Genomic DNA, 13,224 nt, shown 5'->3' with positions numbered 1-13,224 from the left:
TGTCGAGACCTGAGGAACGTGTCCATGCAGAAGGAATTCACCGACCTCGAGCTCATGCACGAGCTCGAGCCCGTGGTCGAGGAGAATGTCAACCGCCACCTCGGTGTCACCAAGGACTGGAACCCCCACGACTACGTGCCGTGGTCCGAGGGCAAGAACTACAAGGCACTGGGTGGGCAGGACTGGGATCCGGAGCAGTCCAAGCTCTCCGAGGTGGCCAAGGTCGCGATGATCACCAACCTGCTCACCGAGGACAATCTGCCCTCATATCACCGCGAGATCGCGATGAACTTCACCATGGACGGGCCGTGGGGCACCTGGGTGAACCGGTGGACCGCCGAGGAGAATCGCCACGGCATTGCCATCCGCGACTACCTCGTGGTCACCCGCTCGGTAGATCCCGTGGAACTCGAGAAGCTCCGCGTGGAGCAGATGACCCGCGGCTTCTCCCCCGGCCAGAATCGGCAGGGCGGGGAGGAGATTTTCGCCCACAGCCTGCTCGATTCCGTCGTCTATGTGACGTTCCAGGAGCTGGCTACCCGCGTCTCGCACCGCAACACCGGCAAGGCCTGCAACGAGCCGGTGGCCGACGAGCTGCTCAAGCGGATCTCGACCGACGAGAACCTGCACATGATCTTCTATCGGAACATGGTCGAGGCTGCCCTCGAAGTGTCACCGAACCAGGCCGTGAAGGCCGTTCACCGGGTACTCGATAACTTCAAGATGCCCGGCTACACGATCCCCGGATTCCGCAGGAGCGCCGTCACCATCGCCACCGGCGGCGTGTACGACCCGCAGTCACATCTCGACGAGGTGGTGTTGCCGGTGCTGCGCAAATGGCGCATCTTCGACCGCACCGACCTCAGCGGCGAGGGCGAAACCCTGCGCGAGGACCTGGACCGCATCGTCAACGATCTCAGGAAGACCTCCGCCGACTTCGAGGAAGTCAAGGCCAAGTACCTGGAGCGCCAGGCCAAGCGGGCCGAGCGCAACGCCGCCAAGGCCGCCAGGGAAGCGGTCAGTGTCTAATCGACTGACATCGTGACCGCATCCGTCGACCTTCCGAAGGCCCGATCCCGCGAACTGCGGATCGGGTCTTTGGTATTGCCGAGCCCGGTCGTGCTCGCTCCGATGGCGGGTGTCACCAACGTGGCGTTCCGGACGCTGTGCCGGGAGCTGGAGCTGGCCACCACGGGCACCGTGAGCGGACTGTACGTCTGCGAGATGGTCACCGCGCGGGCCCTGGCCGAGCGGCATCCCGTCACGCTGCACATGACGACTTTCTCCCCAGAAGAGTCACCGCGGTCGCTACAGCTCTATTCAGTCGATCCGGAAACGACCTATCGGGCCGCCAAGATGGTGGTGGACGAGGATCTCGCCGACCACATCGACATGAACTTCGGTTGCCCGGTCCCGAAGGTCACCCGGAATGGCGGCGGCGCAGCACTTCCCTACAAGCGGCGGCTGTTCGGGCAGATCGTCTCCGCCGCCGTGCGCGCCACGGAGGGCACCGATATACCGGTAACAGTCAAGTTCCGCGTCGGCATCGACGACGACCACCACACCCACCTCGATGCCGGCGCCATCGCCGAGGCCGAGGGAGCCGCCGCGGTTGCGCTACACGCACGTACCGCCTCGCAGCGCTACTCGGGCACCGCCGACTGGGGCCAGATAGCGGCACTCAAGAACCACGTGACAACCATCCCCGTTCTCGGAAACGGCGATATTTTCGACGCCGCCGATGCGGTCGTCATGATGGAACAGACGGGCTGCGACGGCGTCGTCATTGGCCGCGGATGCCTTGGTCGGCCCTGGCTCTTCGCCGAACTGAGTGCCGTTTTCAACGGTCAGACGATTCCAGTGCCGCCAAATCTCGGTCAGGTCACGGACATTATGCGTCGTCATGCTGTGTTGCTCGTCGATCATTTTGGGGAGGACAAGGCGTTGCGCGATATGCGCAAGCACATTGCCTGGTACCTGCACGGCTTCCCGGCCGGTGGAGACCTCCGGCGCGCGCTCGCACTCGTCAGCACCCTCGCCGAGCTGGACACCCTGCTCAATCAGCTGGATCCCACCGCTCCCTTCCCCGAGGGCGGAAACGGCCCTCGGGGACGCCAGGGGTCACCTGGCAAGGTGTCGCTGCCCGATGGCTGGCTCAACGACCCCGACGATTGCACGGTTCCCTCAGCCGCCGACGTCATGCACTCTGGCGGGTGATGTGGGGTCACATCTCGGTCACTGGGCATGGTGATCTGCGGCAATGCTCAGTAGCATGTGACGACGACCGTGCCCAGGGCACGGCATTATGTGCTGCCGGTGTGCCGTGTACTTGCAACTGTCCAGACGTTTTTAAGCGAGGTTGAATATGGGTGATGGCCCCAACGCCACTCCTGCCCAACCGCGCGCATACGGCGCGGCCCCATGGGAACGCGCGGTCGAGCCCGTTGGCAGTCATCCTGACATTGACTTGGCGCCGGAACCATCCAACACACCGTGGACGCCACCACCCGCGCTGAATCACTCGCTGCCCGATCCCACCGACGACGAGTGGGCGCGGCGGTTGGAGACCACGCACACGGTGCGCGAGACGCAGCGTCCGGAGCCAGCAGCGCCGGCCCCCCGGCCCGCACCGCGGCAGGCCACCCGACCGCCCAAACCCGCCCCCAACGGATCGACGCCGGGCCGGGCACCGGAACCGCCCGCTACGTCAGCGCACGAGACCGGCTCACACTCGCTGTCGGTGGCCGATCTCCTGGCCCGTGAGGGCGCCGGCGGCGGGCGCCGATCGCGGCGGCACGCCCGCTCAGAGGCCGAGGACCGCGCCGAGGAGCCCGCTCTCGCTGCGTTCGCCGACGAAAGCCACACCGATGTCCTCCCGCAGGTGCAACAGGACGCACCCGATCTCGATCGCTACTCCGACGAGCCGGTCGATGAGCATGCCGACTTTGTCGACTATCCGGACGACGCCCCCCTCTACGACAAGGCCGCCGCACGCCGTGTGCGGGCATCGAATCTGGACGACAACATCGACACCCGCGCCATCCCCATCCGCGTGGGGAATCCGGAAGCCTTTGTCCAGGAACCTGAGTCCAAGCGCTCACGGCGGCCCATCTACCTCGGACGCTCCATTGCCGCGATCGTCGCGGTGTGCTCCCTCACCGTGACCGGCGGCGCGTGGCAGTGGAGCAATGTCAAGAACAACAGGCTCAACCGCGTCGAGGCGCTGGATCCCAACTCCCACGACATCCGCGATCCCAACGCTCAGTACGGCGACGAGAACTTCCTCATCATCGGCGTCGACACCCGTGCGGGCGCCAATAGCAACATGGGCGCCGGAGACACCTCCGATGCCGAGGGCACGCGCTCGGACACCATGATGTTGGTCAACATCCCGGCGAACCGTAAGCGCGTCGCGGTGGTGTCCTTCCCGCGCGATCTGGCGATCCAGCCGACACTCTGCGAGGTCTGGAACGAGGACACCCGGTCCTACGGGCCCGATAAGGCCTATACCGAAACTAAACTCAACTCGGCCTTCGCATTTGGCGGTCCCAAGTGTCTGGTCAAGGTCATTCAGAAGATCTCGGGGTTGAACATCAACCGCTTCCTCGGGGTGGACTTCGCCGGGTTCTCCAAGATGGTCGACGCGCTGGGTGGGGTCGAGGTATGCACGCCCACGCCGATCGAGGACTACGAACTGGGCACCGTGCTGGAAACCGCTGGACGCCAAACGATTGACGGGCATACTGCCCTGCAGTACGTACGCGCACGTCAGGTCACCACCGAGTACAACGGTGACTACGGGCGCATCAAGCGGCAACAGTTGTTCCTGTCATCCCTGCTGCGTTCGATGATCTCGCACAACACCTTCTTCTCGTTGAGCAAGCTCAACAACGTGGTGAACACCTTCATCGACGACTCCTACGTCGACAACATCAGGACGAAAGACCTTGTGGACCTTGGTCAATCACTGCAGGACGTGAAGGCTGGCCGGATCACCTTCCTGACGGTCCCAACCGATGGCACCGACCCTGAGGGCAACGAGACGCCGCGCACCACGGATATCCGAAAGATCTTCGACGCCATCATCAATGACGATCCGTTGCCCGGCGAGCTGCAGCCCGACGGCACCCGCGTCCCCATGCCCGGCACCACCACTCAAGGCACTACCTTGGCATCCAGCGAGCACGGCGATGCGACTGAACTCGGCGAAACATCCACGGCCACACCTGCTCCCGCCGCTACGCCGAGTGAACAGATCGACCTGGTCACCACAGAGCCCAGCGAGATCAACGTGCACGTGTCCAACAGCACGGGCCGAACGGGCCTGGCCGCATCGGCGGCCAGCCAGCTGTCCCAGTACGGATTCGGCATCACCACCACCGACGACTATCCGTCCGCACTACCCGCCACCACGGTCTTCTTCTCGCCGGGACACGAGCAGCAGGCCGCGACGGTTGCCGCCTCGTTCGGTGGAGCCAAGCTCCAGCGGATCACCGGAGCCCAAACCTCTGTGCGCGTGGTCCTCGGCGGTGACTACATGTCCACCGCCAACGTGCAGGCTCCGCCCGTCGCCGGATCGACCGTGCCGCTGCAGCTGTCATCGGGCGCGATGGCTCCCGCCGAACTTCCGATGGACCTGACGGTCGTCAACGCCGGCGACGCTACCTGCGGATAGTCCATCTATTTAGACATTGATCGCAAGTTTTGTCGACGGAATCTGTAGCGGCATTCACTCGCCGTTCACACCAGGGCCATGACTCAACGACGACTGGTCCGTAGTCTTAATCCATGCGTACCGCGTTTCAGGAGCAGCTGTCCTCATTATCGGCACAGCTGGGGGAGATGTGTGGGTTGGCCGGAGCCGCTATGGAGCGGGCCACTCGTGCATTGCTGCAGGCCGATCTCGTCCTTGCCGAGCAGGTCATCACCGACCACGAGCAGATCACCGCGATGAGTGCCGCTGCCGAAGAGAACGCCTTCGCCATCTTGGCCCTGCAGGCCCCGGTGGCCGGCGACCTGCGCGAGGTCGTCAGCAGCATCCAGATTGTCGCGGACGTGGACCGGATGGGCGCCCTGGCCCTGCACGTCGCCAAGATCGCCCGGCGCCGGCACCCTCAGCACGCGCTGCCCGAAGAGGTCAACGGATACTTCGCTGAGATGGGCCGTGTCGCAGTCGATTTGGGCAACAGCGCGCAGGAGGTGCTGCTGACCCGCGATCCGGAGAAGGCCGCCCGCATCAATGAAGAAGACGATGCGATGGACGATCTGCACCGGCACCTGTTCACCGTGTTGATGGACCGCGAGTGGAGGCATGGAGTGGCCGCCGCCGTCGATGTAACGCTGCTGGGTCGCTTCTACGAGCGCTTCGCCGATCACGCGGTGGAGGTCGCCCGACGGGTCATCTTCCAGGTGACCGGCACGCTGCCGCCGGAGGGGCAGGGCCACGACCACCTGACTCCACTCTGAGCGGCTAAGGCACCAGGACGATCTTTCCGCGGGTGTGCTGCTGTTCGAGCAGCTCGTACGCACTGCGCACCTCGTCCAGCGGGAATGTCTGCGCAACAATCACATCCAGCTTTTCGTCGACAATTAGTGCGGCCAGCTCGGCGAGCACCTGCGCCGAGGCGCCTTCGGCGTTTCCCACACTTTGCACGCCGTATCGCTCGATTGCCGCAAAGTCGATGATGGTGTCGATTCGCCGCAGCTCCACTCCAAGCTCATTGAGCGCCAGCTCCACGTAGCCTCCGCCGAAGAGGTCGAGGAAGGCGTCAACCCGCCCGTCGGGCGCTGCTGCCTTGATGCGGTCTGCCAATCTGTCGCCGTAGTTGACCGGGATGACGCCATGCGCGGTGAGCCACTCGTCGTTGCCCTGCCCTGCGATACCGATCACGGTCGCACCAGCGGCCTTGGCGAGCTGTACGGCGATGGTGCCCACTCCCCCCGCCGCGCCCGAGACGGCGACCACATCACCCGGAGCCAAATCCACCGAGCCGACCGCGGCGTATGCGGTGGTACCCGCGACGAAGAGACTGCCCGCCACCTCCCATGACAGACTCTCAGGCTTGGTGACTAGCTGGCTCGCCGGAACGACGACGAACTCCGCGTGACTGGCCCGATCATCGGTGTAGCCGAACACCTCGTCCCCTGGCGCGAAACGCGCCACGCTGTGGCCCACCTCCACCACCACACCGGCCAGGTCGCTGCCCTGCCCGGAGGGGAAGATCGCGGGGAACCTATCGTGCAGCACCCCGGTGCGGATCTTCGCCTCGCCGGGGTTGATCCCCGCGGCACGCACCTGCACGAGCACCTCACCGGGCCCGGGGACCGGACGCGGCACCTCACGCACCTGCAGGACGTCGATATCGCCGTACTGGTCAAACTGCACTGCCTTTGTCATGCCGACTAAGACAGTTGCGCGACCCGAGGTATTCCTGGATCAGCCGAAGCGGCCGGAGATGTAGTCCTCGGTGGCCTTCTGGCTGGGGTTGGAGAAGATCCGCTCGGTGTCGTCGATCTCCACCAGCATGCCCGGCTTACCGGCGGCCTCCAGGTTGAAGAACGCGGTCTGATCGCTGACGCGCGCGGCCTGCTGCATGTTGTGCGTGACGATGACGATGGTGAACTCCTGCTTGAGCTCGGAGATCAAATCCTCGATGGCCAGCGTGGAGATGGGGTCCAGGGCCGAGCACGGCTCGTCCATCAGCAGCACGTCCGGCTGCACGGCGATGGCTCTGGCGATGCACAGACGCTGCTGCTGACCGCCGGAGAGCCCGCCGCCCGGACGGTCGAGACGATCCTTGACCTCGTTCCACAGGTTGGCGCCCTGCAGTGAGCGCTCGGCGACCTCGTCAAGGGTCTTCTTGCTGCGCACGCCCTGCAACCGCAGGCCGGCCACCACATTGTCACGAATCGACATGGTGGGGAATGGGTTTGGCCGCTGGAACACCATGCCAATGGTCTTACGCACCGAAACCGGGTCCACCCCGGCACCGTAGATGTCGGCACCGTCGAGCAGCACCGAACCCTCGACACGAGCACCGGGTGTCACCTCATGCATCCGGTTGAGGGTGCGCAGCACAGTCGACTTACCGCAACCGGACGGGCCGATGAAGGCCGTCACGCTGCGAGGCGGAACCGACAGCGCGACATCCTGAACGGCGTGGAACTTGCCGTAAAAGATGTTGACGTCCTTGAGATCGAGGCGCTTGGCCATGACTACCTTCCTAGACCTTTTTCGGTGCGAAGAAACGCGAAATGAGCTTGGCGATTACGTTGAGGATCGCAACCAGCAGGATGAGGGTGAGGGCGGCGCCCCAGAGCCGCGACTCGGCAAGCCCCACCACAGAACCGCTGCGCTGGTCGAGCATCATGCCGGGCAGCGAGGCCATCTCCCCGCCGAACATGTCGTAGTTGATCAGCTTGCTGTAGCCGACGAGCACCAGCAGCGGTGCGGTTTCGCCCATGACACGGGCCAGCGCCAGCATCACACCGGTAACCACACCCGAGAGTGCGGTAGGCAGCACGATGCGCGCGATGGTCTTCCACTTGGGCACGCCCAGTGCGAAAGAGGCCTCGCGCAGATCGTTCGGGACGATCTTGAGCATTTCCTCCGAGGAGCGCACCACCACCGGAATCATCAACAGCACCAAGGCAAGCGATACCGCAAGGCCCGACCTCGGCAACCCGAGCGTCGCCACCCACAGGGCATAGATGAACAGCGCGGCCACAATGGACGGCACGCCGGTCAGGATGTCGACCATGAAGGTGGTGAGCTTGGCCAGCCGGGAGTTGGCACCGTACTCGACGAGGTAGATGGCCACGAAGATGCCGATGGGCACCGAGATGATCGCGCAGAACAGACCTTGGAAGAGCGTGCCGATGATGGCGTGATAGGCGCCGCCACCCTCGATCCGGTTGGTCATCATGTTCTGGGATTTGAACCACCAGTCCTCACTGAGGATGGCACTGAATCCGCGATCGAACACGGTGTACAGCACCCACACCAGCGGAACCAGGGCGACCAGCACCGACGCCGAGACAAGCACCGTGGCAAGGGCGTTGGTGGCCTTGCGCCTACCCGAGAGGGGATGGAAAGCAGGCTCCTTCACGGGCCTGTCAAGAGTCGCGGTCATGCCCGGCCCTTTCCGCCGACGACGGCACGGGCCGCCGAGTTCACCAGGAACGTCAGCACGAACAGCACCAGCCCGGCCGCGATGTAGGCTCCGGCCTCCAATTCGTTGTTGAATTCCGATGCATTGGAAGCGATATGGGTTGCAAAGGTGCTCCCACTGTCGAACAGCGACCAGCCGAATGCCACCGAGGTACCCGACAAGATCAACATCAGTGCGATGGTCTCGCCCAGCGCGCGACCGAGCCCCAACATGGAACCACTGATATATCCGGAGGTGCCGAACGGAATGATGGTGGTGCGCACCACTTCCCATTTGGTGGCGCCCAACGCGAGCGCGGCCTCGATCTGGCCCCTCGGGGTCTGAATGAAGACCTCGCGAGTGACAGCCGCGATGATCGGCAGGATCATCACCGCCAGCACAATGCCACCGGTGAACAGGTTGCCGCCGCCTCCGATGTTTACGGGGCTGTCGGCAAAAAACGGTATGAAACCGAGGTTTCTGTTGAGCCAGAGGGCAACCGGCGCGATCGCGGGCGCCAGCACATAGATGCCCCACAGGCCGTAGACGATGGACGGCACCGCGGCCAGCAGGTCAATGACATAGGCCAGCGGCCCACGAACCCGTGCCGGTGCGTACTCGGAGAGGTAGATCGCGATACCAAGAGCCACCGGCATGGCGAGCAGGAGCGCGAAGACCGAAACGAAGACGGTGACCTGGAACAGATCGAGGACGCCGAACTGCATGTGCGCCGTGTCGTCGGTGCGCCACGGACCGTTGTAGAGGAAGAAGTTCGCGTCGTCGTTGTTCAGCGCCGGGACAGCGCGCAGGATCAGGAATACGGCCACCAGACCGATGAGCGCGACAACGAACACTCCCGAGCCAGTCGCGAGCCCGGAGAAGATGCGGTCGCCTGGACGGCTGACCGTCTTGGTGGACTTAGCGGGTGGCTGATGGTCGCCCTCGTCGCTCATGGGTTGTGGCTTCTCCTCGAAGACCGATCCGTCAAGATCCGCCGGACGGGCTACCCCCACGGGATCGATCCCGCTGGTCTGGCTGCTCATTGAACTCGCTGTCTATGTCGTTGATGGTACGTCCCCACCCGGGTCGCCCGAGCTCACCGGGTGGGGACGAATCAGCTGCTAGGAGAGGGCCTTGATGGCCGTCTCCAGACGGGACTTGAACTGTGTGGGCAGCGGGGCGTAGCCGACATCGGCCAGACCCTTCTGTCCCTGGTTCACCGCAACCGTCAGGAACGACTTCACCGCGGCGGCAACTTCGGGGTCCTTGTAACCCTTGGAGCAGACGATCTCGTAGGTGGCCAGCACGATCGGGTAAGCACCGGCGGTCTTGGTCCCGTAGATCGAGGCCAGGTCCAGCTTGAGGTCATTACCCTCGCCCGCGAACTTGGCGGTCTCCACCGAGGCTGCGGCGGTCTCCGGGGTCAGCGCAACCGCGCCGGCACCGCTGTCGATCTGGGCATACGGCATCTTGAGGTCGTCGGCGTAGCCCTTCTCCACATAGGTGATGGCACCGGGCAGAGCCTTGACCTTCTCGGCCACACCGGAGGACTTCTCGGCGCTCTCACCGGCGCCGCCCTCCCAGCTGCCACTGCTGCCCTTGGTCCAGCTCTCCGGGGCCGCGGTGGTCAGATACTTACCAAAGTTCTCGCTGGTGCCGGACTTGTCCTTGCGGTACACCGGGGTGACCTTGGTGTCCGGCAGCGTCGCGCCCGGGTTGAGTGCGGCGATGGCCGGGTCATTCCAGGTGGTGATGGCACCGGTGAAGATCTTGGCCGCGGCGTCCGCGTTCAGGACCAGCTTGTCAACGCCGGGGACGTTGTAGGCCAAGGCAATTGGACCGAAAACGACGGGCAGGTTCCATGCCTCGTTGCCTGCGCAGCGCTCCTTTGCCTTGCCCGCCTCTTCCTCGGACAGCGCCGAGTCGGAGCCGCCGATGTCGACCTGTCCGGCGATGAAGTTGTCGCGTCCCTTGCCCGAGCCGGTGGGGTTGTAGTTGATCGACTTTCCGGAGCACGCGGTCGAGTACTCGTTAGCAAAAATGTCGAAGGCGTTCTTCTGTGCCGACGAGCCCTCTGCGCTCAGCTTGGCCTTGCCCGCACAGTCGCCCGAGCCGGAAGCAGCGCCTGAGGCACTGGACGAGGAACCTCCCGTGGTGTTGTCGCTACCGCAGGCGGCGAGGCCGGCGGTCAGAGCGACTGCGGCGGCCGCCGCGAAGATCGTGGTGCCAGTGCTTTTAAGATTCACGGCCTTGAGGTTCACGGCTCTCGCTTTCTCGCATGAGTGATCGGAAGTCAGGTGATGGGATGGATCTTCTACGCGCACCCCGGAAACTAAAGGCAGTCGATGGACGGGCACCCGACCGCAGGTGAACGGGAAGTGAACTCACAGACTTGACAGTCCGGTCGTTATCGCAGGTAAACGCCTATCAGGCCCGACCGTAGGCGGCATCGGTGAGGGAAACCTCGAATCCCAGCCGCTCATAGGTTCGCAGGGCCGCGCTGTTGTCCGACTCGACGTACAGCAACACGGTGCTCAATCCGGTGTCAGCCAGATGATGCAGCCCCACCAACGTCAGGAGATGACCCAATCCCCCGCCCTGCGCGGCGGGGTCGACCCCCACGACATACACCTCGCCCACTCCGGGCTTGTCCAAATGCCTTTTGGTCCAGTGGAATCCGAGAAGGTCGCCGGTCTGCGCGTCGTGCGCGAGGAACACCCCAGTCGGATCGAACCAGGGTTCGGCAAACCGGCCGGACAGATCGTCCTGCGTCCAGCCCCCTTGTTCCGGATGCCACGCGAACGCGGCGTTGTTGACGCGAAGCAGATCCGAATCATCTTGCGGCCCAATATAATGCCGGATAACGACACTGGGGTCGACCGAGACGGCGGGCAGATCTGACAGGGGGCGACGCATCTGATGGAGCCGCCGCAACGCGACCAGCCCCAGCTTGGCAGCCAGCGCCCTCGCCTCCGGCAGGTCGCCGTGGGCCCACATGCGGGTGCCCTCGCCACCCTCACCAAGGGCTTGCCGAATCATCGCCGAACCGATCCCGCGGCGCCGCATCGCCGGCGCGACCACCAATTCGGCCATCGCCGTGGCATTCTCGCGAGCATCCCCGTCGGTGGCGCCGTCGTCCGGCAACACCAAGTTGAGGTAGGCCGCCACCTCGTCCCCGTCCTCGGCGACCAGATGCTTGGCTCCGGTTCCGCGCAGCTCGCGCAGCACCTGTTCCCCCACCGGCGCGACACCATCGACGCGGGTGGCCCCGACAATCAATTCGCGTATCTGTAGTTGGCGCTGATCATCGAGAAGCGGGACCCATTCGGTCATACCGTCACGCTAGTCGTGATTCAGCCTGCGTTGCGTGCCCCTGGTTCGGTGACGACGTCGTCATCGCCGATCTGCTCGTCCACGTCGTCATCGACGTCGGGGACCGTGACGCCGGCACTCTCGGATGCGCCGGAGTCGCCCTTCGCTCGTGGCGGCCGGACCGCCTTGTAACCGACGTTGCGTACGGTGCCGATGAGCGATTCGTACTCGCCGCCCAGCTTCGCGCGCAGCCGCCGCACGTGGACATCCACGGTGCGAGTGCCACCGAAGAAGTCGTATCCCCACACCTCTTGAAGCAGCTGAGCCCGGGTGAACACTCGACCGGCGTGCTGCGCCAAATACTTGAGCAGCTCGAACTCCTTGTAGGTGAGGTCGAGCGGGCGCCCGCGCAACCGCGCGGTGTAGGTGCCCTCGTCAATGACCAGTTCGCCGAGCACAACCTTGCTGGCGTTCTCCACATTGACCGCGCCCGCACGGCGCCCCACCAGCAGGCGTAGCCGTGCGTCGATCTCAGCGGGGCCCGTTCCGGGCAGCAGGATGTCGTCCAGACCCCAGTCGACGTTGACCGCCACCAGGCTGCCCTCGTTGACCACGGCGACCACCGGAACCGACGATCCGGCGGCTCCCAGCAGTCTGCACAGGCCGCGCGCGGAGGCCAGATCCGTGCGCGCATCGACGATCGCCAGGTCGGCGGAGCCCGCCTCCAGCAGCGAGGACACCTCGCTGGGCACCGGTCGCACGGTATGGGCGAGCAGCGACAGAGACGGCAACACCGCATCGGGATTTGGGTCAGCGGTCAGCAGCAACAGGTCCAACGAGCCCTCCAACACCCGGGTGCTTCGGTCTCCAGGTGTTCCATAATGTACCCCGCCACCTGCTGGTAAGCCCGGCCGAGAACGTCAGACGCGCGGCGGTACGCCAGAATGTGCAGATGCGCAAACCCCTGATCGCCACTATCGCGCCGGTATGTGCACTGGCAATTGCGGTCACCGGCACCGATTTCGGATGTGCGATCTACGCCGAATACCGGCTGTCCCGGACGCTGCGCGCCGAGGCAAACCTGAGCTCCGATCCGTCCGTGGCGATCCTGGTGTTCCCGTTCATTCCCCAGGCTCTGGCGCACCGATACAAGGAAGTAGAGATCAAGGCGCACGGGGTGGACCACGCGGAAACGGGCAAGGCGACGCTGGAAGGCACCTTGCACGGCATCGATATATCCCAGGCTTCCTGGCTGATCCGCCCGGATTCTCCATTGCGCGTGGACAGGGTGGAGAGCCGAATCATCATCGACTCCAACCACTTGGGCCGATTCATGGGAATCAACGACCTCGCCGTCGAACCCCCGCCGAAGGAACAGAACGACGCCACCGGCGGCACCACCGAATCCGGTATTTCCACGGGAACCGGCCTGCTGTTCACCGGCACGCCGAAGACGGGCGAATTTCAGCACAAGGTGACCGTCTCCGTCGACGTCTCCGTCGGCGGACCGGCCAAGACGGATCTGCAGTTCGTCGCCACATCCGTGGTGACGGGCCCGGGCACGGCCGACCGCGATGTGCCCGAGGACCAGCAGGCGAACGTGTTCGCCGCGTTCACCAAAGTGGTCCCGCAGCAGAAGCTCCCCTTCGCCATCGAACCAACAACGGTCGGCGCACGTGGATCAGATGTGATCATCGAAGGTATCGCCAAGGGAGTAACCATCTCCCTGGACGCGTTCAAACAGTCATGACGTCAGGTTTGT

12 protein-coding genes are annotated in these 13,224 nt (G+C 64.4%); 5 read left to right on the top strand and 7 right to left on the bottom strand.

The window, feature by feature from the left end; all coding sequences use genetic code 11:
- Nucleotides 1-24: 24 nt before the first annotated feature.
- From DSM43276_RS03345 to phoU, 4 genes are all read left to right on the top strand, one after another.
- The gene (locus DSM43276_RS03345; protein WP_136628980.1) at nt 25-1,029 is read left to right on the top strand and encodes an acyl-ACP desaturase; all 1,005 of its coding nucleotides are present in this window, start codon (nt 25-27) and stop codon (nt 1,027-1,029) included.
- A 12-nt stretch (nt 1,030-1,041) separates the two neighbouring features.
- On the top strand, nt 1,042-2,217 hold the full coding sequence (gene dusB, locus DSM43276_RS03340) for a tRNA dihydrouridine synthase DusB (RefSeq protein ID WP_109556296.1): 1,176 nt from the start codon (nt 1,042-1,044) through the stop codon (nt 2,215-2,217).
- Between the two features lie 148 nt (nt 2,218-2,365).
- Complete coding sequence (locus tag DSM43276_RS03335; RefSeq protein ID WP_078331377.1) at nt 2,366-4,675, top strand: LCP family protein; 2,310 nt, start codon at nt 2,366-2,368, stop codon at nt 4,673-4,675.
- Between the two features lie 113 nt (nt 4,676-4,788).
- The gene (phoU, locus tag DSM43276_RS03330; RefSeq protein ID WP_078324790.1) at nt 4,789-5,466 is read left to right on the top strand and encodes a phosphate signaling complex protein PhoU; all 678 of its coding nucleotides are present in this window, start codon (nt 4,789-4,791) and stop codon (nt 5,464-5,466) included.
- A gap of 4 nt (nt 5,467-5,470) precedes the next feature.
- On the opposite strand, the gene DSM43276_RS03325 is transcribed toward phoU, so the two are convergent.
- From DSM43276_RS03325 to DSM43276_RS03295, 7 genes are all read right to left on the bottom strand, one after another.
- A complete protein-coding gene (locus tag DSM43276_RS03325; RefSeq protein WP_078331376.1) occupies nt 5,471-6,397 on the bottom strand; it encodes an NADP-dependent oxidoreductase in 927 nt (308 codons plus the stop codon).
- A 39-nt stretch (nt 6,398-6,436) separates the two neighbouring features.
- Nucleotides 6,437-7,213 (bottom strand): phosphate ABC transporter ATP-binding protein PstB, encoded by a 777-nt coding sequence (pstB, locus tag DSM43276_RS03320; protein ID WP_078324788.1) that lies wholly within the window; start codon nt 7,211-7,213, stop codon nt 6,437-6,439.
- A 10-nt stretch (nt 7,214-7,223) separates the two neighbouring features.
- Nucleotides 7,224-8,132 carry a phosphate ABC transporter permease PstA gene (gene pstA, locus DSM43276_RS03315; RefSeq protein WP_078324787.1) on the bottom strand — a complete coding sequence of 303 codons (909 nt, stop codon included), beginning with the start codon at nt 8,130-8,132 and terminating at the stop codon, nt 7,224-7,226.
- The gene (gene pstC / locus DSM43276_RS03310; protein WP_078331375.1) at nt 8,129-9,193 is read right to left on the bottom strand and encodes a phosphate ABC transporter permease subunit PstC; all 1,065 of its coding nucleotides are present in this window, start codon (nt 9,191-9,193) and stop codon (nt 8,129-8,131) included. The genes pstA and pstC overlap by 4 nt, the downstream gene beginning before the upstream one ends.
- A gap of 78 nt (nt 9,194-9,271) precedes the next feature.
- Nucleotides 9,272-10,411, bottom strand: a complete 1,140-nt coding sequence (gene pstS / locus DSM43276_RS03305; RefSeq protein ID WP_078331374.1) for a phosphate ABC transporter substrate-binding protein PstS — start codon at nt 10,409-10,411, stop codon at nt 9,272-9,274.
- Nucleotides 10,412-10,577: 166 nt separating this feature from the next.
- A complete protein-coding gene (gene mshD / locus DSM43276_RS03300) occupies nt 10,578-11,483 on the bottom strand; it encodes a mycothiol synthase (protein WP_078331373.1) in 906 nt (301 codons plus the stop codon).
- A 20-nt stretch (nt 11,484-11,503) separates the two neighbouring features.
- On the bottom strand, nt 11,504-12,298 hold the full coding sequence (locus tag DSM43276_RS03295) for a winged helix-turn-helix transcriptional regulator (protein ID WP_078331386.1): 795 nt from the start codon (nt 12,296-12,298) through the stop codon (nt 11,504-11,506).
- 116 nt (nt 12,299-12,414) lie between these two features.
- Between DSM43276_RS03295 and lmeA the strand changes: the two genes are divergently transcribed.
- On the top strand, nt 12,415-13,212 hold the full coding sequence (lmeA, locus tag DSM43276_RS03290; RefSeq protein ID WP_078331385.1) for a mannan chain length control protein LmeA: 798 nt from the start codon (nt 12,415-12,417) through the stop codon (nt 13,210-13,212).
- Nucleotides 13,213-13,224 lie beyond the last annotated feature (12 nt).

The sequence above is a fragment of the Mycobacteroides salmoniphilum genome (genome assembly GCF_004924335.1).
Classification (GTDB): Bacteria; Actinomycetota; Actinomycetes; order Mycobacteriales; family Mycobacteriaceae; genus Mycobacterium; species Mycobacterium salmoniphilum.
This window is presented reverse-complemented; position numbering and strand designations above follow the sequence as displayed.

Bases quoted from the DNA above. Each gene is read 5' to 3' on its own strand.
- DSM43276_RS03345 (WP_136628980.1), top strand. From the start codon at position 25: ATGCAGAAGGAATTCACCGACCTCGAGCTCATGCACGAGCTCGAGCCC.
- DSM43276_RS03335 (WP_078331377.1), top strand. From the start codon at position 2,366: ATGGGTGATGGCCCCAACGCCACTCCTGCCCAACCGCGCGCATACGGC.
- phoU (WP_078324790.1), top strand. From the start codon at position 4,789: ATGCGTACCGCGTTTCAGGAGCAGCTGTCCTCATTATCGGCACAGCTG.
- DSM43276_RS03325 (WP_078331376.1), bottom strand. From the start codon at position 6,397: ATGACAAAGGCAGTGCAGTTTGACCAGTACGGCGATATCGACGTCCTG.
- pstB (WP_078324788.1), bottom strand. From the start codon at position 7,213: ATGGCCAAGCGCCTCGATCTCAAGGACGTCAACATCTTTTACGGCAAG.
- pstA (WP_078324787.1), bottom strand. From the start codon at position 8,132: ATGACCGCGACTCTTGACAGGCCCGTGAAGGAGCCTGCTTTCCATCCC.
- pstC (WP_078331375.1), bottom strand. From the start codon at position 9,193: ATGAGCAGCCAGACCAGCGGGATCGATCCCGTGGGGGTAGCCCGTCCG.
- mshD (WP_078331373.1), bottom strand. From the start codon at position 11,483: ATGACCGAATGGGTCCCGCTTCTCGATGATCAGCGCCAACTACAGATA.
- lmeA (WP_078331385.1), top strand. From the start codon at position 12,415: ATGCGCAAACCCCTGATCGCCACTATCGCGCCGGTATGTGCACTGGCA.